At 71.5% G+C, this 25645-nt stretch carries 19 protein-coding genes and 1 pseudogene; 2 read left to right on the top strand and 18 right to left on the bottom strand.

What is annotated here, in order from left to right; all coding sequences use genetic code 11:
- The 9 genes and pseudogenes from ACQP09_RS26705 to ACQP09_RS26665 all read right to left on the bottom strand — a co-directional run bounded on the left by ACQP09_RS26705 (position 1) and on the right by ACQP09_RS26665 (position 8956).
- On the bottom strand, positions 1-1035 hold the full coding sequence (locus tag ACQP09_RS26705; RefSeq protein ID WP_433404001.1) for an agmatine deiminase family protein: 1035 nt from the start codon (positions 1033-1035) through the stop codon (positions 1-3).
- A gap of 164 nt (positions 1036-1199) precedes the next feature.
- The gene (locus ACQP09_RS26700; RefSeq protein WP_433403998.1) at positions 1200-2303 is read right to left on the bottom strand and encodes a branched-chain amino acid aminotransferase; all 1104 of its coding nucleotides are present in this window, start codon (positions 2301-2303) and stop codon (positions 1200-1202) included.
- A gap of 257 nt (positions 2304-2560) precedes the next feature.
- Positions 2561-3604, bottom strand: a complete 1044-nt coding sequence (locus tag ACQP09_RS26695) for a 3-isopropylmalate dehydrogenase (RefSeq protein WP_432150429.1) — start codon at positions 3602-3604, stop codon at positions 2561-2563.
- Positions 3605-3727: 123 nt separating this feature from the next.
- Positions 3728-3856, bottom strand: a complete 129-nt coding sequence (locus tag ACQP09_RS26690; RefSeq protein WP_015611586.1) for a hypothetical protein — start codon at positions 3854-3856, stop codon at positions 3728-3730.
- 209 nt (positions 3857-4065) lie between these two features.
- Positions 4066-4310 (bottom strand): annotated as a pseudogene (locus ACQP09_RS26685) (LysR family transcriptional regulator); the annotation flags it as partial.
- A gap of 60 nt (positions 4311-4370) precedes the next feature.
- Entirely contained in the window at positions 4371-4922 is a 552-nt protein-coding gene (locus tag ACQP09_RS26680; protein ID WP_433403994.1) for a GNAT family N-acetyltransferase, read from the bottom strand.
- Between the two features lie 110 nt (positions 4923-5032).
- Positions 5033-6106 carry a S1 family peptidase gene (locus ACQP09_RS26675; RefSeq protein WP_433403992.1) on the bottom strand — a complete coding sequence of 358 codons (1074 nt, stop codon included), beginning with the start codon at positions 6104-6106 and terminating at the stop codon, positions 5033-5035.
- Positions 6107-6343: 237 nt separating this feature from the next.
- Positions 6344-7975 (bottom strand): L-glutamate gamma-semialdehyde dehydrogenase, encoded by a 1632-nt coding sequence (gene pruA / locus ACQP09_RS26670; protein WP_433403991.1) that lies wholly within the window; start codon positions 7973-7975, stop codon positions 6344-6346.
- A gap of 54 nt (positions 7976-8029) precedes the next feature.
- On the bottom strand, positions 8030-8956 hold the full coding sequence (locus ACQP09_RS26665; RefSeq protein WP_433406771.1) for a proline dehydrogenase family protein: 927 nt from the start codon (positions 8954-8956) through the stop codon (positions 8030-8032).
- A gap of 211 nt (positions 8957-9167) precedes the next feature.
- On the opposite strand from ACQP09_RS26665, the gene ACQP09_RS26660 reads away from it, so the two are divergent.
- Positions 9168-10334, top strand: coding sequence for a PucR family transcriptional regulator (locus ACQP09_RS26660; RefSeq protein WP_433403988.1), 1167 nt, complete (start codon positions 9168-9170; stop codon positions 10332-10334).
- Positions 10335-10535: 201 nt separating this feature from the next.
- Here the strand turns inward: ACQP09_RS26660 and ACQP09_RS26655 are convergent, their stop codons facing one another.
- From ACQP09_RS26655 to ACQP09_RS26615, 9 genes are all read right to left on the bottom strand, one after another.
- Positions 10536-11090 (bottom strand): hypothetical protein, encoded by a 555-nt coding sequence (locus tag ACQP09_RS26655; protein WP_433403985.1) that lies wholly within the window; start codon positions 11088-11090, stop codon positions 10536-10538.
- Positions 11087-11785, bottom strand: a complete 699-nt coding sequence (locus ACQP09_RS26650; RefSeq protein WP_433403982.1) for a hypothetical protein — start codon at positions 11783-11785, stop codon at positions 11087-11089. The genes ACQP09_RS26655 and ACQP09_RS26650 overlap by 4 nt, the downstream gene beginning before the upstream one ends.
- 59 nt (positions 11786-11844) lie before the next feature.
- Positions 11845-14409 (bottom strand): Tox-REase-5 domain-containing protein, encoded by a 2565-nt coding sequence (locus ACQP09_RS26645; protein WP_433403980.1) that lies wholly within the window; start codon positions 14407-14409, stop codon positions 11845-11847.
- A 189-nt stretch (positions 14410-14598) separates the two neighbouring features.
- Positions 14599-16191 (bottom strand): phosphoglycerate dehydrogenase, encoded by a 1593-nt coding sequence (gene serA / locus ACQP09_RS26640; RefSeq protein ID WP_432150420.1) that lies wholly within the window; start codon positions 16189-16191, stop codon positions 14599-14601.
- A gap of 276 nt (positions 16192-16467) precedes the next feature.
- A complete protein-coding gene (gene ilvC, locus ACQP09_RS26635) occupies positions 16468-17469 on the bottom strand; it encodes a ketol-acid reductoisomerase (protein ID WP_433403977.1) in 1002 nt (333 codons plus the stop codon).
- A 108-nt stretch (positions 17470-17577) separates the two neighbouring features.
- Positions 17578-18105: an acetolactate synthase small subunit gene (gene ilvN, locus ACQP09_RS26630; protein WP_003966072.1), complete on the bottom strand. Its 528-nt coding sequence runs from the start codon at positions 18103-18105 to the stop codon at positions 17578-17580.
- 23 nt (positions 18106-18128) lie between these two features.
- Positions 18129-19985: an acetolactate synthase large subunit gene (locus tag ACQP09_RS26625; protein ID WP_433403974.1), complete on the bottom strand. Its 1857-nt coding sequence runs from the start codon at positions 19983-19985 to the stop codon at positions 18129-18131.
- A gap of 218 nt (positions 19986-20203) precedes the next feature.
- Positions 20204-23023, bottom strand: coding sequence for a putative bifunctional diguanylate cyclase/phosphodiesterase (locus ACQP09_RS26620; RefSeq protein ID WP_432150471.1), 2820 nt, complete (start codon positions 23021-23023; stop codon positions 20204-20206).
- Between the two features lie 335 nt (positions 23024-23358).
- Positions 23359-24321, bottom strand: a complete 963-nt coding sequence (locus tag ACQP09_RS26615) for a 2-hydroxyacid dehydrogenase (protein WP_433403971.1) — start codon at positions 24319-24321, stop codon at positions 23359-23361.
- Between the two features lie 364 nt (positions 24322-24685).
- Here ACQP09_RS26615 and ACQP09_RS26610 point away from each other — a divergent pair, with 364 nt between their 5' ends.
- Positions 24686-25642 carry an aldo/keto reductase gene (locus ACQP09_RS26610; RefSeq protein WP_433406770.1) on the top strand — a complete coding sequence of 319 codons (957 nt, stop codon included), beginning with the start codon at positions 24686-24688 and terminating at the stop codon, positions 25640-25642.
- Positions 25643-25645 lie beyond the last annotated feature (3 nt).

Here is a 25645-nt window from a genome sequence, read left to right as displayed (position 1 = left end):
TCAGATCTTCGGCTGCTGCTGGGTGATGCAGTGGATGCCTCCACCGCCGGCAAAGATCGTACGGGCGTCGACGAGGGTCACCGTACGGTCCGGGAACAGGCCCCGGAAGATCGCCGCGGCCTCCTCGTCACGCGGGTCGTCGAAGGCGCAGAGGACCACGCCGTCGTTGCAGAGGTAGTGGTTGATGTAGGAGTAGTCGACCCACTCGCCGTCCTCGTCGCGGAGCACGGTGGGCGCGGGGACCTCGATGACCTCCAGCGGGCGGCCCTTGGCGTCGGTGGCGGCGCGCAGGACGGCCAGCAGCTCCCGGGTCACCTCGTGGTCGGGGTGGGCCGGGTCCGGCTGGACGTGGGCGACGACGGTACCCGGGCGGACGAACGCGGCGACGATGTCGACATGGCCGAGCGTGCCGTACGTCCCGTAGTCGCCGGTCAGCCCGCGCGGCAGCCAGATCGCCTTCTCGGTGCCGAGGCGGGCGTGGATCTCCGCCTCCACCTGCTCGCGGGTCCAACTGGGGTTGCGCTCCTCGCCGAGCTGGACGGTCTCGGTGAGGAGGACCGTTCCTTCGCCGTCGACGTGGATCGCGCCGCCCTCGTTGACGAGCGGGGAGCTGTGGGCCGGGGTGCCGGTCAGCTCGGCGACGGCGCGGGCGATGTGCTGGTCGCTCTCCCAGCGGGCCCAGCCCTGCGCGCCCCAGCCGTTGAACGTCCAGTCGACGGCGGCGAGCGCTCGGCCGTCGGTGACGAAGGTGGGCCCGATGTCCCGCATCCAGGCGTCGTCGAGCGGCCGGACGACCAGCTCCACCTCCGGCCCGAGGAGCGCGGCGGCCCCTTCCTCCTGTCCCGGCCCGACGACCACCGTGACCGGCTCGAACCGGCGTACGGCCCGGGCGACGGCGGCCCAGGCGCGGCGGGCCTCGTCCAGCTCGGCGTCGGAGGCGAAGGTGGGGTTGGGCCCGGGCCAGGCCATCCAGGTGCGCTCGTGCGGGGCCCACTCGGCGGGCATACGGAAGGAGGGGGTGGGGGTGGCGGGCATGGGGGCTCCTGGGGCGGGGTCTTTAGAGTGCCACTCTAACCAGGTGAGTATGGCGTACGAAAGGTCCTGGAGGCTCTGCTTCGAGCAGCGCTCTACCTGTCGGGTACGGAAAAAGCCGCGCCGGCGAGGAGCCGGTGCGGCCTGATCCCGAGTGGAGGGAAGCCCTAGCCGAGCGGGTGCATCCAGCCGTGGGTGTCCTCGGCGATGCCGCGCTGGATGTCGAGGAGGCGGTCGCGCAGCTTCATGGTGACCTCGCCGGGGGTGCCGTCGCCCTGGTTCCACTCGCCGCTCGCGGTCTTCACGATGCCGACCGGGGTGATGACGGCGGCGGTGCCGCAGGCGAAGACCTCGGTGAGGGTGCCCTTCGCGGTGTCGTCGCGCCACTGGTCGATGGAGACGCGGCCCTCCTCGGAGCCGTAACCGAGGTCGGTGGCGACCTTGAGGAGGGAGTCGCGGGTGACGCCGGCGAGGAGGGAGCCGGTGAGGGAGGGCGTGATGATCTTCTTGGAGCCGTCCTCCTGCTCGTACACGAAGTAGAGGTTCATCCCGCCGAGCTCCTCGACCCACTTGTGCTCGACGGCGTCGAGGTAGGCGACCTGGGCGCAGCCGTGTGCGGCGGCCTCGGCCTGGGCGAGGAGGGAGGCGGCGTAGTTGCCGCCGGTCTTGGCGTCGCCGACGCCGCCGGGGACGGCGCGGACGCGGTTCTCCGAGAGCCAGATGGAGACGGGCTTCACGCCGCCCGGGAAGTAGGCGCCGGCCGGGGACGCGATGACCAGGAAGAGGTACTCGTTGGCCGGCTTCACACCGAGGCCGACCTCCGTGGCGATCATGAACGGGCGCAGGTACAGCGACTCCTCGCCGCCGTGCGCCGGGACCCACGCCTTGTCCTGCTGGACCAGCGCGTCGCACGCTTCGATGAACGTCTCGACCGGCAGCTCCGGCATGGCCAGGCGCGCGGCCGAGCGCTGGAAGCGGCGGGCGTTGGCGTCGGGCCGGAACGAGGCGACCGAGCCGTCGGGCTGGCGGTAGGCCTTGAGGCCCTCGAAGATCTCCTGCGCGTAGTGCAGGGTCATGTTGGCCGGGTCCAGCGACAGCGGGCCGTACGGGACCAGCTCGGCGTCGTGCCAGCCGCGGCCCTCGGTCCAGCGGATCGTCACCATGTGATCGGTGAAGTGCCGGCCGAATCCGGGGCTGGCCAGGATCGCCTCGCGCTCCGCGTCGGACAGCGGGTTCGAGGAGGGCTTGAGCTCGATCGTGGGCGTCGTCATGAGTGCGTGTCCTTCACCGGTCTTGTGTGTGATGGACCGCGCCCACGCCCGTCCTCCTCCCGACGCTCTCCGGTCAGGTCCTAGGACGTCCGAGCTTCACCACGAGCCACGGCCCCGCGTTCGATTATCGCTCGCGGGGGGCCAGGCACGAAATGGTGGGAATGCGGTCCAGGGCTCGATGGTGGCACCCGGGGGCCGCACAGGTGAAGCCGCCGGGCGCTGATGCGACCCGGCGGCTTCGAAGTGGAGTCGTCGGGTCAGCTCGCTACGCGTACCGCGAGCGCGTCACCGATCTCGTCGGTCGTACGCGTGGCAGCGCCGTCGCGCTCCGCCAGATCGGCGGAGACGGCGTCCTCGATGCGCGCGGCCTCGGCCTCGTAGCCGAGGTGGCGCAGCAGGAGGGCGACGGAGAGGACCGTGGCGGTCGGGTCGGCCTTGCCCTGCCCCGCGATGTCGGGGGCGGAGCCGTGGACCGGCTCGAACATCGACGGGAACGCGCCCGTCGGGTTGATGTTGCCGGAGGCGGCCAGGCCGATTCCGCCGGTGACGGCGGCGGCCAGGTCGGTGAGGATGTCGCCGAAGAGGTTGTCGGTGACGATGACGTCGAAGCGCTCCGGCTGGGTGACGAAGAAGATCGTCGCGGCGTCGACGTGCAGGTAGTCGGTGGAGACCTGCGGGTACTCGGCGGCGACCTGGTCGAAGGTGTTCTTCCACAGGTGGCCGGCGTAGACGAGGACGTTGTTCTTGTGGACCAGCGTCAGCTTCTTGCGCGGCCGCGCGGCTGCTCGCTCGAAGGCGTCCCGGACCACGCGCTCGACGCCGTACGCCGTGTTGACGCTGACCTCGGTGGCGACCTCGGCGGGGGTGCCGGTGCGCAGCGAGCCGCCGTTGCCCGTGTACGGGCCCTCGGTGCCTTCGCGGACGACGACGAAGTCGATGTCGGGGCGGCCGGCGAGCGGGGTCGCGGTGTTCGGGAAGAGCTTGGAGGGGCGCAGGTTGATGAAGTGATCGAAGGCGAAACGCAGCTTCAGCAGCAGCCCGCGCTCCAGGACGCCCGACGGCACGGACGGGTCACCGATCGCGCCGAGGAGGATGGCGTCGTGGTTCCTGAGCGCCTCCAGCTCCGCGTCCGGGAGGGTGTCGCCGGTGCGGTGCCAGCGCTGGGCGCCAAGGTCGTACTCCTTGGTCTCCAGCTTCACATCCTGCGGGAGGACAGCGTTGAGGACTTTGAGGCCCTGGGCCACGACTTCCTGGCCGATTCCGTCACCGGGGATCACTGCGAGATCGATGCTGCGAGACATACGGGAAGCCTAACGGTGCGTCCCACCCCATGACATCCGACGTCCACCATACGGACGCGACGTATACGCGTTCGGGGTGTTCGGGCGCTCCGGGTGGGGGTGAGCGGTCTGCCGGCGCGCGGCTCAGTGGCCGGTCGAGCCGCCGTTGTCGCGGCGGTCGAGGGCGCGCTGCAGCGCGGCGGCGGCGTTCTTGCGCTCGGCCTCGGCCTGGCGGGAGGAGTGGCGGACGCGGCGGGTGGTGGTGTTGGCCATGATGGATCGACTCCTTGAGATCGCATGGATGCCGGGGGCGGGCCGCACAGCGTGGTGCGGCGCCGAGGCCGGGCCGGGATCGGATTTCGAGGTGCCGGAAGGAGCGGGGAGCGTACGCCGCAGGGGGTGACCTGCTTCGGGGCGTGCGCCCGCAACCGCCACAGTCGCTCGATCGAGCGATTCGTTCGGCTCCTACAAAGCTAGGACAGTCAGGCCGCTCTGTCTCTACAGTTAGTCGGACTTCCTACTATCTGAGACGGCCGCTCCCCGCGCGCGGCCCGCAGCTCCCGGATCAGCGCCCGTACGACGAGGGATCGTGCCTGCTCAGGGGTGGTGAGTAGCCGATCGAGCGGGTCGGGCGGTCGGGTCCGAGAGCGGTGATCTCGATTCCGTCGGGTGCTCCGTACAGGGACAGACCGGGCATGATCGCCCTACCGAGACCACGGGACACCACGACGACCTGGCAGCGGAGCTGAAGGACTTCCTGGCACGGAGGCGAGTTGGCCCGCTCCGCCTACAGCAGGTCGCCGTCGCGCCAGTCGAAGACGAGCGGGTGCGCGACCGCGGGCAGCGCGTGGCCGGCGGCCGGGCGTACGTAGGTGGAGCCCTCCTCCTCCGGCAGCGCCACCCTCCCGTCCGGGCCGAGAGCGGCCAGGCCGCCGGGCCACACCTGCCAGCCGCGCGCCGCGTAGAGCGCCGCGCCCGCGTCGGAGGCGGACAGCGCGCCGAACTCGTACGCCCCGTCGACGACCCGCTCCAGCGCACCCATCACCCGGTGGCCGAGCCCCTGGCGGCGGCGGCCGGGACGGACGGCGACGGCTTCGACGTAGCCGGCGCGCAGCGAGCGGCCGTCGTGGAGCACCCGGCGCTGGACGATCGAGCCGTGGGCCACGAGGAGTCCGCCGGTGTCGCGGACCAGCGCGTGGACGCCGCCGAGCGCGTGCTCCCAGTCGTCGTCGCCGAAGTCGCCGTCGAAGGCAGTGTCCAGCAGGGTGCGGATCTCGTCCCGTACGGCCGCGGTCAGCTCATAGGTGTGGGCGGCGCGCACCGCGGGGAGCTCGGTCATGATCCCAGTTTCCCAGGCACCCGCTCCCACCAGGCACGCAGGGCCGATGCGGGGTACGGAACCGGTCGCGGCGGCTCCGTACCCCCAGGGTTCTCGCCAGGCGACCGGCTCTAGTACACCGAGACGCCGTACGCCTGGAGCGCCTCCACCACCGGCTGGTGGATGGCCGAGCCGCTCGTGCCGGAGCAGCCGGAGCTGCCGGAGTGGATGCCGAGGGCGACGGTGCCGGCGAAGTGGGCGCCGCCGCTGTCGCCTCCGGCGGAGCAGGCGGTGGTGCGGACCATGCCGTAGACGGGCCCGTCACCGTAGTTGACGGTGACGTTGACGGCGGTGACCGTGCCGGAGGTCACCTTGGTGGTGGAGCCGCTCTTGCGGATCGCCTGGCCGACGACGGCGTTGGCGGCGGAGGTGATGTCCTGGGTGGAGCCGTTGTAGAGGTCGACGGTTCCGGCGGGCGAGGCGCCGTTGGTGTAGCGGACGATGCCGTAGTCGTTGGTCGGGAAGCTGGTGCCTTCCCGGACGCCGATGACCGAACCGCCGGAGGTGGCCGACCAGTTGGCGGAGATGTTGGTGCAGTGTCCGGCGGTCACGAAGTAACGGGCGCCGCCCTTGGTGACGTTGAACGCGGCCGAGCAGCGGCTGCCGCCGCCGTAGATGGCTCCGCCGCCCAGCACCTCGCGGTCGAAGACGCCGGGGACGCGGCTGATGCTCACGGCGCCGCCGAGCCGCTTCGCGACGGCTTCGAGGCGGGCCATGTCCCGTGCGGAGACGGAGGAGTCGGCCTCCACGGCAACCTGGTTGGTGCGCGGGTCGACGCCCCAGGAGGTGCCGGTGATCTTCGCCTCGGCCTCCAGGGTCTTCATGGCGGCGTCGAGCTGGGCGGCGCTGCGGGCCACCCGGCGTACGGTGGCTCCGGCGGCGCGGGCCTGCTCCTCGGCCCGGTCCGTAGTGACGGTGACGACGAGGGCACCGGTCTTGCGGTCGAGGTAGGTTCCGGCGGTGCCGGCGCCGAGCGTGCGTTCGACGGAGGCGTCGAGTGCGTACGCGGAGGCGGAGGGGATCGCCGAGGGGGCAGCGGCGGCGGTGTGGACGTCGGCGGCGGTGGCGGGAGTCGCGCCGAGGCCGAGGGCACCGGCGACGAGCAGGAGGGAAAGGCTCAGGCGGGCGCGGGAGTTGCGTCTCATGGGGGAGCTCCTTCTCGGGTGACGTGTGGGGACGTACCGAGAAGGAATTTGACATGTTCATTACCTTCACCACAAGACCGCGTGCCGCCGGAGCGGCGTGGGCGGGTGCTGGAGCCCCGGACATGGAAACCGCCCCCCGGCCGGTTGGGGGACCGGTCGGGGGGCGGTGCTCAGGGGTGGGCCTCACGAGGGCCCTGAAGCCCGGGGCGCCGTGCTGCGGCGTCCCGGGGAGGGGCGTCAGCCCTGGTGGGGGTAGGTGTACTCGGTCGGCGCGACCAGGGTCTCCTTGATGGCCCGGGTCAGGGTCCAGCGCTGGAGGTTCTGCGGCGCGCCCGCCTTGTCGTTGGTGCCGGAGGCGCGGCCGCCGCCGAAGGGCTGCTGGCCGACGACGGCGCCGGTCGACTTGTCGTTGATGTAGAAGTTGCCCGCCGCGTAGCGGAGCTTCTCCATCGTGTGCGCGGCGGCCGCGCGGTCGCCCGCGATGACCGAGCCGGTGAGCGCGTAGTCGGAGACCGACTCCATCTGGTCCAGCATGGCGTCGTACTCCGCGTCCTCGTAGACGTGGATCGCGAGGATCGGGCCGAAGTACTCGGTGGTGAAGACCTCGTTCTCGGGGTCCGAGCAGACGATGACGGTCGGGCGGACGAAGTAGCCGACCGAGTCGTCGTACGTACCGCCGGCGACGATCTCGCACGCCGGGTCGGACTTGGCGCGGTCGATCGCGGCCTTGTTCTTGGCGAACGAGCGCTCGTCGATGACGGCCCCGATGAAGTTGCTCAGGTCGGTGACGTCACCCATCGCGATCGAGTCGACCTCGGCCGCGAACTCCTCCTTGAAGCCGGAGTTCCAGATGGAGGCGGGGACGTACGCACGGGAGGACGCGGAGCACTTCTGGCCCTGGTACTCGAAGGAGCCGCGGGTCAGCGCGGTCTTCAGCACGGCGCGGTCGGCGCTGGGGTGCGCGACGACGAAGTCCTTGCCGCCGGTCTCACCGACGAGCCGCGGGTAGGTGCGGTAGGTGGCGATGTTGTTGCCGACCGTCTTCCACAGGTGCTGGAAGGTGGGGGTCGAGCCGGTGAAGTGGATGCCGGCCAGGTCGCGGTGGTTCAGCGCCACCTCGGAGACGGCCTTGCCGTCGCCGGTGACCAGGTTGATGACGCCCTTGGGCAGCCCGGCCTCCTCCAGGAGCTGCATCAGCAGCACGGCGGCGTGGGTCTGGGTCGGCGACGGCTTCCACACCACGACGTTGCCCATGAGCGCGGGCGCGGTGGGGAGGTTGCCCGCGATGGCCGTGAAGTTGAACGGCGTGATCGCGTAGACGAAGCCCTCCAGCGGGCGGTGGTCCATGCGGTTCCACACACCCGGCGAGTTGGCCGGGGGCTGCTCGGCGAGGATCTGGCGCGCGTAGTGCACGTTGAAGCGCCAGAAGTCGACGAGCTCGCAGGGGGTGTCGATCTCGGCCTGCTGGGCGGTCTTGGACTGGCCGAGCATGGTGGAGGCGGCCAGCGTCTCGCGCCAGGGGCCCGACAGCAGCTCGGCGGCGCGCAGGATGATCGCGGCGCGGTCGTCGAAGGACATCGCACGCCAGGCCGGAGCGGCGGCCAGGGCCGCGTCGACGGCGTCCCGGGCGTCCTGCTCGGTGGCGCCCGCGAAGGTGCCGATGACGGCCTGGTGGTTGTGCGGCTGTACGACGTTCACCCGCTCGCCGCCGCCCATCCGCTTCTCGCCGCCGATGGTCATCGGCAGGTCGATCGGGTTGTCGGCGAGCTCCTTGAGCTTCACCTCCAGACGGGCGCGCTCCGGGGAGCCCGGGGCGTAGGAGTGAACCGGCTCGTTGACCGGCGCGGGGACCTGGGTGACGGCGTCCATGAGTGCCTTGTCTCCTTGGTGTCGGCGGGGATGTGGGTCGGCCCGGTGGCCGGCTCAGCCCTTGGTGAGGATCGAGCGGCCGAAAAACAGCAGGTTGGCCGGCTTCTCCGCGAGGCGGCGCATGAAATATCCGTACCAGTCGGTGCCGTACGCCGTGTAGACGCGCATCCGGTGGCCCTCGGCCGCGAGCCGGATGTGCTCGTCGCTGCGGATCCCGTACAGCATCTGGAACTCGTACTCATCCAGTTTGCGCCCGGTCTGCCGGCCGAGCTCCTGCGCGATGGCGATGAGACGGGGGTCGTGCGACCCGATCATCGGGTAGCCCTCGCCCTCCATGAGGATCCGGGTGATGCGGACGTACGCCTTGTCGATCTCGGCCTTGTCCTGGTACGCGACGGAGGCGGGCTCCTTATAGGCGCCCTTCACGATGCGGACGCGGCTGCCGGCGGCGGCCAGGCGGCGGGCGTCGTCCTCGGTGCGGAAGAGGTAGGACTGGATGACGCAGCCGGTCTGCGGGAAGTCCTTCCGCAGCTCCTCGTGGATGGCGAACATCGAGTCGAGCGTGGTGTGGTCCTCGGCGTCCAGGGTGACCGTGGTGCCGATGGCGGCGGCCGCCTCGACGACCGGGCGGACGTTGGCGAGGGCCAGCTCGTGGCCGTTCTCCAGCACCTGGCCGAACATCGACAGCTTGACGGACATCTCGGCGCGCGGGCCCAGGTCCAGGGCCTTCAGCCGCTCGACGAGCTCCAGATAGGCGTCCCGGGCGGCCTCGGCCTGCGCGGGGGTGGTGATGTCCTCGCCGACGACGTCGAGCGTGACCTCCAGGCCCTTGTCCGCCGCGTCCTCGACGATCGGCACGACCTGGTCGACGGTCTCGCCGGCGATGAAGCGGTCGACGACCTGCTTGGTGCCGGGCGCGGCCGAGATGAACCGGCGCATCTTGTCGCTGCGGGACGCGGCGAGAATCACGGGACCCAGCACGGGGACCTCCACGAATATACGGACGAAGGACCGTAACGACATGTACATGAACGTATGCGAACGGACATGAACAGACCGGTACGGCACGGATAACCACCGTGAAATCTAGGTACCCCGCCGATCCTGTGCCATCGACACCTGTCACGCATCCGTGGCCGCCATCTCAGACATCTGTATGAAGAAAGACGCGGAGGGGTGCGAGAATGGCGGTGTGACAGGCGATTACCAGGAACTGGTCGACGAGATCTCCGCCCTCCTCGGCGCCCCCGCCACCCTGGAGAACCGCGATTTCGGCCTGGTCGCCTTCGGGGCCCACGACAGCGACGACGACACCGCGATGGACCCGGTCCGCACCCGCTCGATCCTCACCCGCCGCTCCACCCCGGCCGTCCGCGCCTGGTTCGAGGGGTTCGGCATCACCCGGGCGACCGGCCCGGTCCGCATCCCGGCCGCACCGGAGGCCGGGGTCTTCCGGGACCGCCTCTGTCTTCCGGTACGCCATCGGGGCGTCGTCCTCGGCTACGTCTGGCTCCTCGACACCGACCCCGGCCCGACCGAGGAGCAGCTGACCGCCGCGATGGAGGTCACGGCCCGCATCGGAGCGCTGCTCTCCGACGAGGCGCGGGCGGGCGCGGACCTCTCGCGGGAGTTCGGCGCGGTGCTGACGGCCGGGCCCGGACGGCAGCACGACACGGCGGTGGCGGCGCTGCGGGAGGCGCTGGGCCAGGACGCGGAGGGGCTGCACACGGTGGTGTGCGTGACGCCGTGGGAAGCGGAGGACACGCCGTCGGTACGGGGGGTGGCGTCGGCGGCGGCGCTGGCGACGATCACCGGAGCGGGAGGCGGCGGTGGTGGCGGATCCGGGTCCGTGTCGCTGGCGGCGCTCATCCGGCTGCGGTCGGCGGACCGGCTGGACCCGGCGACGGGCGCCGCGGAGCGCCTGCGTACGGGGGCGGGCCCGGGAGCCACGGGAGGGATCGCGGCGCCCCGGCGGGGCCTGGACGCGCTGCCGGCCTCCTGGCGCGAGGCCACGGCGGCGGCCCGCGCGGCCCGCGCCGAGACCCGCTTCGGCCCGGTCGCCCGCTGGTCGTCGATCGGCCCGTACCGCCTGCTCACCGCCCTCCCCGGCACCGGCACGGACCCGGCCGACCCGGCGGTCGCCTCGCTGCTGACCCCGCTGCACAAGGAGCTGGCGCACACGGCTGAGGTGTTCCTGGACTGCGCGGGCCAGGCGAGCCGGACAGCGGCCGAGCTGGGCATCCACCGCCAGACGCTCTACTACCGCCTCTCCCGGATCGAGCAGATCACCGGTCTCGACCTGAACGACGGCGAGGACCGGCTGCTGCTGCACATGGCGGTGAAGCGGTCACGGCTGTAGAGCGGCGCCGGGACTAGCCCCGGCGCCGCCCGAGCAGGCGGTGGAGCTTGACGAAGGCGAGGGCTCCGAGGAAGCCCACGATGTTCAGGACCACGAAGGCCGCGATGACCGCCCAGAACGTCTCCATGACTACCCCCGTCGTCAGTGGCAAGGCGGCCGTGGCTGCTGAGGACCGGTCGGCCGCCCGCGTTCACGCCCTCCTCAAAGACCTTCGGGTCCGCCGTCCGGTTCCGTCAAGGGCCGGTCGCTGACCAGAGCGGCCAGCACCAGCGGTGCGTCCCCGTCGCTGTGGCCGACCGTCACGGCGAACCAGCGGTCGCCGGAGCCTCCCGGGCCTGCCGCGCCGATCGGCCCCCAGACCGCCAGGTCCCCGTACAGATCCTCGGCGAACAGCGCCTGGAACAGCGGCTCCACGGGCGCGCCGCCGCCGGACTGCCGGCGCAGCAACGGCACATGCAGCCGGACGGTGGTGTGCGGACCCCAACGGTGGTCCAACTCCTGTGCCAGGCCGGCCAGATGAGCCTCGGCAGCGTCTTCGGCGTCGTTCCACTCGGGGGCGTACACGCCGGTCAGCGGGTCGCCCTCCCAGAGCGGCACGATACGGAAGCCCGCACCCTCGGTGACGGTCCACTCGCCCGTCGCCGGGTCACCGTGCGCGGTGGTGGGGCCGGTCGGCGGTACGGCGGTGGCGAGGAGCTGTTCGGCCTCGGCCACCGCCCGGGCCGGCACGAAGGGCTCCCCCGCCCGGGAGGTCACAACACCGACCGGTCCATCGGGCGGGGCAGCGGCGCCAGGGCCCCCGCCTCGCGCAGGCGCTCGCACACGCGCACCACCGGCGCGGTGTCACCGGGAGCCGCGATACTCAACAGCAGCCCACCGCCAGGGAGTTCCTGGCCGACCGCTTCCAGCCCGTCCGGTACGAGGGCGGCGCGGGCCGGAGAGAGATAGCCGGCCCGGCCCACCGCCGGATCCCCGACCGAGAATCCGGCCTCGTCCTCCAGCGCGTCCAGCACGTCGTCGTCGCTCACATCACCGAAGTCCGGCTCCCACACCCGGGCGAGGAGCGCGAGGACGTCCTCCTCGGGGACGGGCGCGTCGTCCGGGGCGTAGAGCACCACCGCGATCGACTGGAGCAGGAACTCCGGTGCGCCGCCCGCCACTCCGCTGACCTCCGCCTCCCAGCCGGGCGTGCCCGTGCCGACCAGCCGCAGCCCGGTGCCCGTCAGATCCGACCAGCCGGCCGCGCTCTGGGCGGCGCGCACCGCGTCGAGCAGGGCGTCGCCCTCGGGGGTGAAGGCGGTGGCGGGTCCGTTCGCGTGGACCTGGCTCCAGGCGTCCGCCGCCTGCGGGACCAGCCCGGCGAGCCCCTCCAGGGTCCGCCGCCACCGCTCGGCCAGAACGTCGGCCGGCTCCGGCCTCGGGCCCCAGAAGCCCCGCACCACACGTCGCATGCTGATCCCTCTCCTCCGTCGCCGGACCGCTCGGCCGCCTCGCGTGCAGGCTAACGCGGCTACTCGTCGAAGGCCCCGGGCTTCCTCGTACTGTCGCCCGGTTTCACCGGTGTCGGGACCACCTTGATCGGCAGCCCCTCGTCCCGGAACGCCTTGCGCGCCGCCTTCGCCACCTCCGGGTCCGAGAAGTGCCACTCCACCGGCTTGCCGCCGGCCGCCTCCACCTGCGCGCGGGCCTCGGCGACAAACTTCTCCTTGCCGGAGGCGGTGAGCGTGCCCGGGTCGGTCTTGGAGAGGTAGCTGCCGTAGCCGTTCTTGGCCTCCAGATACGTCTGCCGGGAGGAGTCCCAGCCGTCGTACTCCACGGCCGGCCTGCCCTCGCGCGGATGCGGAACGACGTACTCCTGGCCCCGGTTCGTCCCCGTGATCTGCTCCTGGTAGCGCAGCCAGGACTCGTTCTTCCAGTTGGGCGCGGGATTGCGGTCCCGGCTCGCCCAGTAGCCGTCGCCCGCGTCCGCGTCGCCGAGCGTACGGCTCGTCAGGTCGTCGGCCCAGGACGGCGGGTTGTAGTTGCGCGGGTCGGAGGTGTCGTTGCGCTGCGGCTCCGGGTACTGCTTCTTCTCCAGCTCCGCCTTTCGCGCCCGCTCCGGCTCCTCCAGCCGCTTCTGCTCCAGGTGTGCGGCCCGTTCCGCCGCCCGCGCCTCCGCAGCCGCCTTCTTGGCCGCCTCGTCGCAGCCGCCGTCGGCCGCGACCACCCGGCCCGGCGAGCCGCCCGCCAGCACTCCCGTACCGGAGCCGGGGACACCGCCGGTGGCCCCTCCCCCGTACCGCACCAAGGGCGGTGACCCCGAGGCGATGGCGCAGCCGGTCCGGCGTGCCGCGTCCTCGGCGCTGTCGGCCGCCTCGTCCGCTTCCTTCGCCGCCTTGCGTACGCCGTCGAGGTCGCCCGCCTCCGCCGCCTGCCGGGCCCGCCGGGCGGCCGCGCTCGCGTCGCCCGCCGCGTCCGCGACCTCGGAGGCCACCTTGCCGACCTTGCCGAGCTTTCCGGCCTTGCCGACCACCTTGGCCACGTTGTAGCCGGGGATGAAGAGCGAGCCGACGTTCCAGATCACATCGGTGACGGCCCGGGTCTTCTCGCCGTTGTTCCAGCGCTCGCGGACCTCGTCACCGACGAAGACGTCGTCCCCGACCGTGACCACGGTGTTGACGGAGGCCTTGCCCCAGTCCCAGATGGCGCCCAGGTAGTCGCCGTCGCTCCACTTGTCCCCCGCGCCCTGCGAGTCCTTCATCCACTGGTCGCCGAGCTGGCGGCCGTAGTCGGCGAGACCGGCCCATGTCTCGGGCTTGAACAGGTCGATGATCCCGGAGATGTCGCCCCAGATGCCGTCGACCACCAGGCCCTTGAAGACCTGCGTCGTACGGTCCCAGGCGCAGCCGAAGAAGCCCCAGCCGCCGCAGTCCTCCTGTTCGCCGGCCTCCTCGCCGCCGTCGCCGTTCTCGCCGTCCCCTTCTGCGGAGACCGGCAGGTCGTAGGCGGCCTCGGGCTCCTCGTCGTCCTCGGGGAAGGTGTCCTCGCCGGTACCGGGACGGCCGTCGTCGTCGGGGCCTCCGGTGCCGCCGCTGGAGGTGGAGCCGGTGGTGCCTGAAGAACCGGTGGAGCCTGAAGAACCGGTGGAGCCTGAAGAACCGGTGGAGCCTGTGGAACCTGTGGAGGCGGACGTCTCGCCGCCGGTGGTGGTACCGCCGGCCCCGTCCGTACCGCCGGCTCCGTCCGTACCGCCGGTCCCGTCCGTACCGCTGGCTCCGTCCGTACCACCTGTGCCGCCAGGCCCACCCGTACCGCCCGTCGCGTCGCCGCCGGACGCTCCCGTACCGCCCGTGACCGTAGAACCGCCGTCCGTTCCCCCATCGGCACCTTGGGACGAGCCCCCGTCCGCCCCCGCCCCGCCCGACGAATCCCCCGCCTCCACCTCGCCGCTGCCGCCCGAGACCGGGCACGAGCTGCCCGTCAGTGAGCAGATCGCCGACTGGAGCCCCTCCGTGATCCGGCCGCCGAGGCCCCCCACCGTCAGCGCCGCGATCAGCGCGACGACGATCAGGACCAGGCCCAGGTACTCCAGCGCGGACTGCCCCCGGTCCCGGCGCCAGGTGATCAGGTGCGGGAGCGAGAACTTCGGCGGCTCCCCGCGCTCCCGGGGCGGCAGCAGGAACCACGCCCGGCTCTGCGGCCGGCTCAGCAGCACCAGGATCACCACGGGCAGCACCAGCTGCGTGAACCCGTCCGGTGACCCGTCCGCCAGGTTGCCGAGGCCCCCGATGATCAGCCAGACCTGGACGGCGACGATCCCCCACCGGACGAGCCTGCCGCCCGTCCGCAGATGCCAGGCCAGCAGCGCGCAGAGCACGCCGGGCGCGGAGGCGTACAGCAGGATGCCGAGCACCTGCGCGCCCATGGCGTCGGCGGCGATCGCGGAGCCGGAGAGGCCGATCGCGCCGAGGGCCGTCGCGCCGAGCAGGACGAGGAGCAGCACCCGTACCACGACGAGCGGGCCCGGGAGGTCACGGCGCGGGGCGGCGGCCGGAGCCGGGCCTCCCGCTACGGGTATGCCACCGACAGCAGACATACGTGATCCGACCCCCGGCGCCCATGAGTGACGTGACAACCGGTCACCCTAGGGTCGGGCGGCCTCACCGTCGTGGGCCCCAGGACCCAACCCGGGGCCCATAGAGGCGGGTTGGTCCGCGTACGCAAAAAGCTGCCGGGCGCCCCTCGGTGAGGAGGCGCCCGGCAGCCGGGTGCGGAGCGGGACGGGTCAGTCGGTGAGGTTCACCGAGCGGGCCGAGGAGGCGCCGATCTCGTCGGCGATCTCACCGATCACCGTCTGCGGGACGGTCTCGTCGACGGTGAGGACGACCAGCGCCTCGCCGCCCTCCGCCGCCCGCGAGACCTGCATGCCCGCGATGTTCAGGCCGGCCTCGCCGAGGATCTTGCCGACCGCGCCGACCACACCGGGACGGTCCTGGTAGCGCAGGACGACCATGTGGTCGGCGAGGGCCAGGTCCACGTCGTGCTCGCCGATGGCCACGATCTTCTGGAGGTGCTTCGGGCCCGCCAGCGTGCCGGAGACCGCGACCTCCTCGCCGCTGGAGAGCGTGCCGCGCACGGTGACCACGTTGCGGTGGTCGGGCGACTCGGAGCTGGTGGTGAGGCGGACCTCGACCCCGCGCTCCTGGGCGAAGAGCGGGGCGTTGACGTACGACACGGTCTCGTCGACGACGTCCTCGAAGACGCCCTTGAGCGCGGAGAGCTCCAGCACCTTGACGTCGTGCTGGGTGATCTCGCCGTACACCTCGACGTCGAGCCGGGCCGCGACCTCGCCCGCGAGCGCGGTGAAGATCCGGCCGAGCTTCTCGGCGAGCGGCAGGCCGGGGCGTACGTCCTCGGCGATCACGCCACCCTGGACGTTGACCGCGTCCGGGACCAGCTCACCGGCGAGCGCGAGGCGGACCGACTTGGCGACCGCGATGCCCGCCTTCTCCTGCGCCTCGTCGGTGGAGGCGCCGAGGTGCGGGGTGCAGACGACCTGGTCGAACTGGAAGAGCGGGGAGTCCGTGCAGGGCTCCTTCGCGTACACGTCCAGGCCGGCGCCGGCGACGCGGCCCTCCTTGAGTGCGGAGTACAGCGCCTCCTCGTCGACGATCCCGCCGCGCGCGGCGTTGACGATGCGGACCGAGGGCTTCACCTTGTGCAGCGCCTCGTCCCCGATGAGACCGAGGGTCTCGGGGGTCTTCGGCAGGTGCACGGTGATGAAGTCGGCGATCTCCAGGAGCTCGTCCAGGCTGAGGAGCTTGACGCCCATCTGCGCGGCGCGGGCCGGCTGGACGTAGGGGTCGTAGGCGACGATCTTCATGCCGAAGGCCGACATGCGCTGCGCGACCAGGACACCGATGCGGCCGAGGCCGACGACGCCGAGGACCTTCTCGCTGAGCTCGACCCCGGTGTACTTGGAGCGCTTCCACTCGCCGTTCTTGAGGGCGGTGTTGGCCTGCGGGATGTTGCGCGCGGTGGCGACCAGCAGACCGCAGGCCAGCTCGGCGGCGGTGACGATGTTGGAGGTCGGGGCGTTGACGACCATCACGCCGGCCTTGGTGGCCGAGGAGACGTCGACGTTGTCCAGACCGACACCCGCGCGGGCCACCACGCGGAGCTTCTTCGCGGCGGCGATCGCCTCGGCGTCGACCTTGGTGGCGGAACGCACCAGGATGGCGTCGACGTCGGCGATCGCCGGGAGGAGTTCGGTGCGGTCAGCGCCGTTGCAGTGCCGGATCTCGAAATCCGGACCCAGAGCGTCCACCGTGGCGGGCGACAGCTCTTCAGCGATGAGTACGACAGGTTTCGAGCTCACGTGAGTCCTCACAAGTCCAGTGCCGGACGGCCGTCCCGACGGCCGCAGGCGGTGGAGGGGCTAGCCGCGTGGTAGACGCACGACACTGTGGGCCCTGACGCGTGTTTGTGTTGAGAAGTGTAGTGGTGCGGAGGGCTTTCGGCTGCGCCCCGGTGGAAGGATCACCCGCACGAGGGTGGACGCGGTGTGCACCCGTACGGAACGACCCGATCCGGTGGCCCTTCCGGTGGTACGGAGCGGGGCGGGCCACCCGGACCCGCCCCGCTCCCCCGAGACTTACGCCTCTTCGTCGTTCACCCAGCTCATGAGCTTGCGCAGTTCACGGCCCGTGGTCTCCAGCAGGTGGTCGCCGTCGGCCTTCTTGTACTCGTTGTACTTGGGCAGGCCGTTGTGGTACTCGGCCATCCAGTTCTTGGCGAAGGTGCCGTCCTGGATCTCGGTGAGGACCTTCTTCATCTCGGCCTTGGTGGCGTCGGTGATGATCCGCGGGCCGGTGACGTAGTCGCCCCACTCGGCGGTCTCCGAGATGGACCAGCGCATCTTCTCCAGGCCGCCCTCGTACATGAGGTCGACGATGAGCTTCAGCTCGTGCAGGCACTCGAAGTACGCGATCTCGGGCTGGTAGCCCGCCTCGGTCAGCGTCTCGAAACCGGCCTTCACCAGGGCGGCGGTGCCACCGCAGAGGACGGCCTGCTCACCGAAGAGGTCGGTCTCGGTCTCCTCGGTGAAGGTGGTCTTGATGACGCCGGCGCGCGTGCCGCCGATGCCCTTGGCGTACGACAGGGCCAGCTCCAGGCCCTTGCCCGAGGCGTCCTGCTCGACGGCCACGATGCACGGGACGCCGCGGCCCTCCTCGTACTGGCGGCGGACCAGGTGGCCGGGGCCCTTCGGGGCGACCATGCACACGTCGACGTTGGCCGGCGGCTTGATGAAGCCGAAGCGGATGTTCAGGCCGTGGCCGAAGAACAGCGCGTCGCCGTCCTTGAGGTTGTCCTTGACGGACTCCTCGTAGACCTGGGCCTGGATCGGGTCCGGGACGAGGATCATGATGACGTCGGCCTCGGCTGCGGCCTCGGACGGGGTCACCACGCGCAGGCCCTGCTCCTCGGCCTTGGCCTTGGACTTCGAGCCCTCGTGCAGACCGACGCGGACGTCGACGCCGGAGTCGCGGAGCGACAGCGCGTGGGCGTGGCCCTGGCTGCCGTAACCGAGAACCGCGACCTTGCGGCCCTGGATGATGGACAGGTCGGCATCGTCGTCGTAGAACAGCTCGGCCACTGGGTCTTCTCCTTGGTGTGCAGGTGTTGCGTCCCACCGTACGGCGGGGGCGTCGTGTACGTGATCGGGTCTCGCCATACGAGCGGTGCGGGCCGCTCGCGCCGCCGGTCAGGCGGAGCGGTCGAGGGCGCGCAGGGAGCGGTCGGTGATCGAGCGCGCGCCACGCCCTATGGCGATGGTGCCGGACTGGACGAGCTCCTTGATGCCGTACTGCTCCAGCATCTTGAGCATCGCCTCCAGCTTGTCGGCCCCTCCGGTCGCCTCGATCGTGACGGCCTCCGGGGAGACGTCGACGGTCTTGGCGCGGAACAGCTGGACGATCTCGACGATCTGGGAGCGGGTCTCGCTGTCGGCGCGGACCTTCACCAGGACGAGCTCGCGCTGGATCGCGGCGGCGGGCTCGAGTTCGACGATCTTCAGGACGTTGACCAGCTTGTTGAGCTGCTTGGTCACCTGCTCCAGCGGCAGGCCCTCGACATTCACGACGATGGTGATGCGGGAGATGTCGGGGTGTTCGGTGGTACCGACCGCGAGCGAGTCGATGTTGAAGCCGCGTCGGGAGAACAGGGCGGTGATCCGGGCGAGGACACCGGGCTTGTTCTCGACCAGGACGGAGAGCGTGTGCTTTTCGGACATGGGAGTCGTTCTCTCTCTGTCTCTCAGTCGTCTTCGTTGTCGCCGAAGTCGGGGCGGACGCCGCGTGCGGCCTGGACCTCGTCGTTGGAGGTGCCGGCGGCGACCATCGGCCAGACCATGGCGTCCTCGTGGACGATGAAGTCGATCACGACGGGGCGGTCGTTGATGGAGTTGGCCTCTTCGATGACCTTGTCCAGGTCGGCCGGGTCCTCGCAGCGGATGGCGTGGCAGCCCATGGCCTCGGACAGCTTGACGAAGTCCGGGATACGGGTGCCCTTGGCCGGGGCGCCGTCGGTGTCCGCGCCGGAGTGCAGCACGGTGTTGGAGTAGCGCTGGTTGTAGAAGAGGGTCTGCCACTGGCGGACCATCCCGAGGGCGCCGTTGTTGATGACGGCGACCTTGATCGGGATGTTGTTGAGCGCGCAGGTGGCCAGTTCCTGGTTGGTCATCTGGAAGCAGCCGTCGCCGTCGATGGCCCAGACCGTGCGGTCGGGTGCGCCGGCCTTGGCGCCCATCGCGGCCGGGACCGCGTAGCCCATCGTCCCGGCGCCGCCGCTGTTGAGCCAGGTGGCGGGCTGGTCGTAGTCGATGTAGTGGGCGGCCCACATCTGGTGCTGGCCGACGCCGGCGGTGAAGATCGTGCCTTCGGGGGCGAGCTTGCCGATGCGCTGGATGACCTGCTGCGGGGAGAGGCTGCCGTCGTCGGGCAGGTCGTAGCCGAGCGGATAGGTGTCGCGCCAGCGGTTGAGGTCCTTCCACCAGGCGGCGTAGTCGCCGGTGTTGCCGTCGGTGTGCTCGGCCTGGACGGCCTGGACCAGGTCGGCCAGGACCTCGCGGGCGTCGCCCACGATCGGCACGTCGGCGGTGCGGTTCTTGCCGATCTCGGCCGGGTCGATGTCGGCGTGGACGATCTTGGCGTACGGGGCGAAGCTGTCCAGCTTGCCGGTGACGCGGTCGTCGAAGCGGGCGCCGAGGGCGACGATCAGGTCGGCCTTCTGCAGCGCGGTGACGGCGGTGACCGCCCCGTGCATGCCCGGCATGCCCACGTGCAGCGGGTGGGTGTCGGGGAAGGCTCCGAGCGCCATCAGGGTGGTGGTGACGGGCGCTCCGGTCAGCTCCGCGAGGACCTTCAGCTCGGCGGTGGCCCCGGCCTTGATGACGCCGCCGCCGACGTAGAGCACGGGGCGCTTGGCCTGGGTGATCAGCTTGGCTGCTTCGCGGATCTGCTTGGCGTGCGGCTTGGTGACGGGCCGGTAGCCGGGCAGGTCCTGGGCGGGCGGCCAGCTGAAGGTGGTCTGCGCCTGGAGGGCGTCCTTGGCGATGTCGACGAGGACGGGGCCCGGGCGGCCGGTGGAGGCGATGTGGAAGGCCTCGGCGATGGTGTGCGCGATGTCGTCGGCGCGGGTGACCAGGAAGTTGTGCTTGGTGATCGGCATCGTGATGCCGCAGATGTCGGCTTCCTGGAAGGCGTCGGTGCCGATGGCCTTGGAGGCGACCTGGCCGGTGATCGCGACGAGCGGCACGGAGTCCATGTGCGCGTCGGCGATCGGGGTGACCAGGTTGGTGGCGCCGGGGCCCGAGGTGGCCATGCAGACGCCGACCTTGCCCGTGGCCTGCGCGTATCCGGTGGCGGCGTGGCCCGCGCCCTGCTCGTGGCGGACCAGGACGTGACGGACCTTGGTGGAGTCCATCATCGGGTCGTAGGCGGGGAGGATGCAGCCGCCGGGGATGCCGAACACGGTGTCGGCGCCGACTTCCTCGAGAGAGCGGATGAGGGACTGCGCGCCCGTGACGTGCTCAACGGTGACGGACGGCTGTCCGCCGGTACGGGCGCGCGGCTGCGGGTGGTGGGCCCCGGTGGCCTGCTCGGTCATCGGCATTCTCTTCTCGAAGCTGAGGGTTTTCGCGGGTGTTTTGCAGCGTTTTGAGAGGTGTCAGTGCAACAAAAAACCCCTCGTGCCGTGAGGCAAGCGAGGGGAGCGCGCCGGGTGCGGTCCGCAGAGTGTCGTGGAGTGACTCTGCTTCAGCCGACGCGCTTTCCAAGTACGAGAATTCGGGTGCGCATGGCATTGACCCTCTCTCCGGCACGCATGACGTGTCAAGTGGGTGGGACGGGCGTCTCAGCATGTGATCCGGTGAGCAGCGGGATCGAGCCTCCCGCCATCACCGTACGGGGGCCGGGGACGCCCGGCACGGGGAACTGGCCGCGCACCAGGGCGCGGCGCAGCCGGTACTCGTCGAGCGGGCCGGAGAAGGCCATCCCCTGGCCGTGGGTGCAGCCCATGGCGCGCAGCGCGAGGACCTGCTCGGGGACGTCGACGCCGTCGGCGACGGACTGGAGACCGAGGTCACAGGCGATCCGGAGCAGCCCGCTGGTGATCTTGTGCAGCCTGGCCGATTCCACCACGCCCTCGACCAGGTTCCGGTCGAGTTTCAGTACGTCGATGGGGAGGCGGCGGAGCGCGTTGATGGCGGCGAAGCCGCTGCCGAAGCCGTCCAGCGCGATCCGGACGCCGAGGCGGCGCAGGGCCACGAGGCGCTGCTCCAGCTCGTCGAAGGAGATCCGGGGGTCGCTGTCGGCGACCTCGATCATCAGGGCGCCCGAGGGCAGCCCGTGACGGGTCAGCAGCGCTTCGATGGAGCCGAAGGGCAGCGCCTTGTCCAGCAGCCGGGTGGCGGTCAGGCGCACGGAGACGGCGACGGGGTGTCCGGCCCTCGCCCGGTCGGCGGCCTGCTTGACGGCCTCCTCCAGGAGCCAGCGGCCGAGCTCGGCGGTGCGGTCGTCGTCGCCGGTGACCCGGAGGAACTCGGCCGGGGTGAAGAGGATGCCCTGGGCAGAGCGCCAGCGGGCCTGGGCGGCGACGGCGGCCACCGAACCGCTGGCGAGGTGGACGACCGGCTGGTGCAGCAGGGCGAACTCGCCTTCGCGCAGGGCGGTGCGCAGCCGGGTGGCCAGCTCGGAGCGGCGTACGACGTCGGCCTGCATCTGGGGGGCGTACAGCTCGACCCGGTCCTTGCCGCCGGCCTTGGCGCGGTACATCGCGAGGTCCGCGTTGCGCATGAGGTCGGTGGGGGTGATGCCGGGCTCGGCGAAGGCGACGCCGATGGAGGCTGCCACCCGGACCTCGCTGGGCCCGATCCGGTACGGCTGGGAGAGGGTGAGGCGGAGCCGGTCGGCGATCTCGTGGACCTGGTACTCCCGGGCGCCCTGGTCGCGGGTGCCGTCGCCCATGATGAGCGCGGCGAACTCGTCACCGCCGAGGCGGGCCGCGGTGTCGCCGGCCCGGACGGACTCCTGGAGGCGGCGGGCGGCCTGGATGAGCAGCTCGTCGCCGGCCTGGTGGCCGATGGTGTCGTTGACCGCCTTGAAGCCGTCCAGGTCGATGAAGAGCACGGCGGTGCCGGCGTCTCCGGCGCGGCGGCCGGTGAGCGCCTGGCGGACCCGGGAGGTGAACAGCGCCCGGTTGGGCAGGTCGGTGAGCGGGTCGTGCTCGGCGTTGTGCTGCAACTGGGCCTGGAGCCTGACCCGTTCGGTGACGTCCCGGCTGTTGAGCAGCAGCCCGCCCTGGTGCCGGTTGACGGTGGACTCGGCGTGGAGCCAGTCGCCGGTGCCGGAGCGGAAGCGGCACTCGATGCGGGTGGTGGGCTCCTCGTGCGGTGGGGCGGCGAGGAAGCGCCGCACCTCGTGGACGACCCGGCCGAGGTCGTCGGGGTGGATGATCGAGGAGAGCTCGGCGCCGACGAGGTCCTCCGCGTCGCGCCCGTAGACGCCGGCGGCGGCGGGGCTGACGTAGCGCAGGGTGCCGCTGGGGGCGGCGATCATGATGACGTCGCTGGAGCCCTGGACCAGGGAGCGGAAGTGGTTCTCCTTCTGGGCCAGTTCCTGGGTGAGGGAGATGTTGTCCAGCAGCATGATCCCCTGGCGGACGACCAGCGCGAGGACGACCGTGCAGCCGGTGAAGATGACCACCCGGTCCACCCGGCGGCCCTCGACCACGTTGTACAGGATGCCCAACGTGCAGACGGCCGCGGCGAGATACGGGGTCAGCGCGGCCAGCGACCCGGCGATCGGGCGGCTCATGGCGCGCGGCGGGCCCGGACGGTCGGTGCCGGGCACCCGGCTCCGTACGCCCCAGGGCGCGTAGGCGAGGAGCAGCGAGCCGGCGAACCAGCCGGCGTCCAGCAACTGGCCCGAGTGGTAGGTGGAGCGCAGCAGCGGCGAGGTGAACACCGCGTCGCACAGGACGGTCAGCGCCAGAGCGGCGATCGCGGTGTTGACCGCGGAGCGGTTGGCGCCGGAGCGGCGGAAGTGCAGCGCGAGCACCATGGAGACGAGGACGATGTCCAGCAGCGGATAGGCCAGCGAGAGCGCCGCCGGGCCCACGCTGGCCTCCTCCACGCCCGCCATGTGCGCGGCGTGCGCGAGGGCGAGGCTCCAGGCGAGGGTCAGCAGGGATCCGCCGATCAGCCAGGCGTCCAGGGCCAGACAGACCCAGCCGGCCCGGGTGACCGGGCGTTTGGCGAGGACGAGCAGGCCGACGATGGCGGGCGGCGCGAAGCAGAGGAAGAAGGCGTCGGCCGCCGACGGCGTGGGCACGGGGACGCCGAGCACCACCTCGTACCACCCCCAGACGGCGTTGCCGCAGGCCGCCATGAGGGAGGAGAGCGAGAAGAGCAGCCAGGCGGGCCGCAGCCGCCCGGCGCTCACCCGGGCGTAGAGGAAGCAGGAGACGGCGGCGATCAGCGCCGCCGCGGCGAGGCCGAAGTCGCCCATGAAGCGGGCCAGTTCCGGTGAGCCCCAGCCGAAGGCCGCTCCGATCGAGTATCCGGCGCAGACCGTGCCGAGCAGGATCCGGGCCCGGAGCCCCGTGGAGCCGGCGGCGGTCCGTGGCGAGAGCCAGGTCCCCAGCACGCTCACCGGAGGGCTCCCCGCCCCGGCCCCGGCCGCCGGCCCGGGGTGGAATCCGGCCACCTGCGGGCGCCGCGTCCGGGCAGCGGCGATGGCCGCCGCACTCCGCTCCACGGCCTCGGGTCGTCTCTCCATGCCCAGCACATCGCCCGTCGCCCCCTCGCGTTCCGATGCTCCCCCCACGCCGCCCCTGCCACGGCGCAGCCCTCCGGTGCGGACGATACACCAGGTTCGTCACTCAGGGCCATAGCCTCTCTACGCTCCGTGACGAAATGCGAGGTGGGCGGCACTGTGTGCATGCGGAACGCGCCTCGGCGTGACCGCTCCGGGCCGTCCGGGGCGCCTCAGCCGGTGGTGCTGACGACGTTCACCACCGGCTCTCCGGCGGCGAACCGGGTGAGCTGTGCGGCCAGCAGCCGCTTGGCGCGCGGTTCGAACGCCGAGGTGCTGCCGCCGACATGAGGCGTGATCAAGACATTCGGAGCATGCCAGAGAGGATGGCCGGAGGGCAGCGGTTCCGGATCGGTGACATCGAGCGCGGCGCGCAGCCGTCCGGATTCCAGTTCGGTCAACAGGGCCTTGGTGTCCACGACTCCACCGCGGGCCACGTTGACCAGGAGGGCGCCGTCCGGCATCGCCGCGAGGAACTCGGCGTCCACCAGCCCCTGGGTGGAGGGGTTCAGCGGGGTGGAGAGCACGACGACATCGGCGGCGGGCAGCAGGGCCGGGAGGTCGTCGAGTGTGTGTACGGGACCGCGCTCGGTGGTCCGCGCGGAGCGCGCGACGCGTGCGACCCGCGCGCACTCGAAGGGTGCGAGCCGGTCCTCGATGGCCGCGCCGATGGAGCCGTACCCGACGATGAGGACGGACTTGTCGGCGAGCGACGGGTAGAACCCGGACCGCCACACCTCGTTGTCCTGGCCGTGGACGAAACCGGGGATGTCACGCAGGGAGGCCAGGATCAGGGCGAGCGTCAACTCCGCCGTGGACGCCTCATGGACCCCTTTGGCGTTGCAGAGGCGTACGCCGGCGCGCAGGAGGCCGAGACCCGGCTCCACGTGGTCGATGCCCGCCGAGAGCGTCTGCACCACCTGGACGGCGCTCATCGCGCCCATGGGCCGTACGGCGATCTCGGAGCCCTTCATGTAGGGGACCACGTAGTACACACAGTGCGCGGGGTCGCCGGGGTACTCCGGGCCGCCGTCCCAGAAGAGGTAGTTGAGGCCTTCGGGGAGCCCGTCGATCTCGTCGGCCGGGAAGGGCAGCCATACGTCGGCGGTCGTCGCGCCGGCAGTCGTCACAGTCATGGTCAGGAGGCTATGCGACGGGTGTGCGAGTGCTCCAGGACGGCTGATCGAAGTCGTGGCCGGGTCAGAGGTTAGGGTCTCTCGTTTGGATCAGGCCGGATCAGGGAGCGAGGTCCGGTGCGTGCAGCTGCAAGGCGGAGAATTGAGGCAACGCAATGGGGTCTCCCCTGCTCGAGCGAAGCCGAGAGCTTGGGGAAGTTGGTGATTGACGACAACGCCGCAGATGCGCGCACCGGACCCCGCGAGCCCGGCATGATCCAAACGAGAGGCCCTAGTTTGGGGTGCGGTACGGCCCCGTGACCGCGGGAACGAGGGAGGGTTCGGGGAGTTGGAGCGCAGGACTATCGGGGCGTCGGGGCTCGCCGTGGGCGCGGTCGGTCTGGGCTGTATGCCGATGAGCTGGGGGTACAGCGCTTCGCAGCAGCTCGGTGACCGCTCGGTGCGTACGGTGCACGCGGCGCTCGACGCGGGGGTCCGGCTGCTCGACACCGCGGACATGTACGGGCCGTTCACCAACGAGCTGCTGGTGGGCCGGGCGCTGAAGGGGCGGCGGTCGGAGGCGTTCCTCTCCACCAAGTGCGGGCTCCTGGTGGGTGATCAGCACATCGTCGCCAACGGCCGCCCCGGTTACGTACGCCGGGCCTGCGACGCCTCGCTGCGGCGCCTCCAGACCGATGTGATCGACCTCTACCAGCTGCACCGGGCCGATCCGGAGGTGCCGGTGGAGGAGACCTGGGGTGCGATGGCGGAGCTGGTGACGGCGGGCAAGGTCCGTTCGCTGGGGTTGTGCGCGGTCGGGGCGCGCGCGCCGCGCAGGTCGGGCGCCGGGCCGCATGCGGGAACGATCCGGCAGTTGGAGCGGATCCAGCAGGTCTTCCCGGTCAGCGCGGTCGAGGCGGAGCTGTCGGTGTGGTCGCCGGAGGCGCTGGAGGAGCTGCTGCCGTGGTGTGCGGCGCGCGGGGTCGGGGTACTCGCCGCGATGCCGCTCGGCAGCGGCTATCTGACCGGGACGCTCAAGCCGGGCCAGGGTTTCGAGCCCGAGGACCTACGGGCCCGGCATCCCCGGTTCACCGCCGAGATGATGGCGGCGAACCAGCCGGTGGTGGCCGGGCTGCGGCGGATCGCGGAGCGGCGCGGCGCGAGCGTGGCCCAGGTGGCGCTGGCGTGGGTGCTGCGGCAGGGCCCGCACGTGGTGGCGGTGCCGGGGACGAAGCGGGAGCGGTGGGCGGTGGAGAACGCCGAGGCCACGGAGGTGGAGCTGGACGCGGCGGACCTGGCGGAGATCGCCGGGCTGCCCCGGGCGCGCGGGTCCTGGGACTGAGCG

Source organism: Streptomyces sp. CA-146814 (assembly GCF_050942385.1).
Lineage (GTDB): Bacteria > Actinomycetota > Actinomycetes > Streptomycetales > Streptomycetaceae > Streptomyces.
Note: the sequence above shows the minus strand (reverse complement) of the source record. Positions and strands in the feature narration are given on the sequence as shown.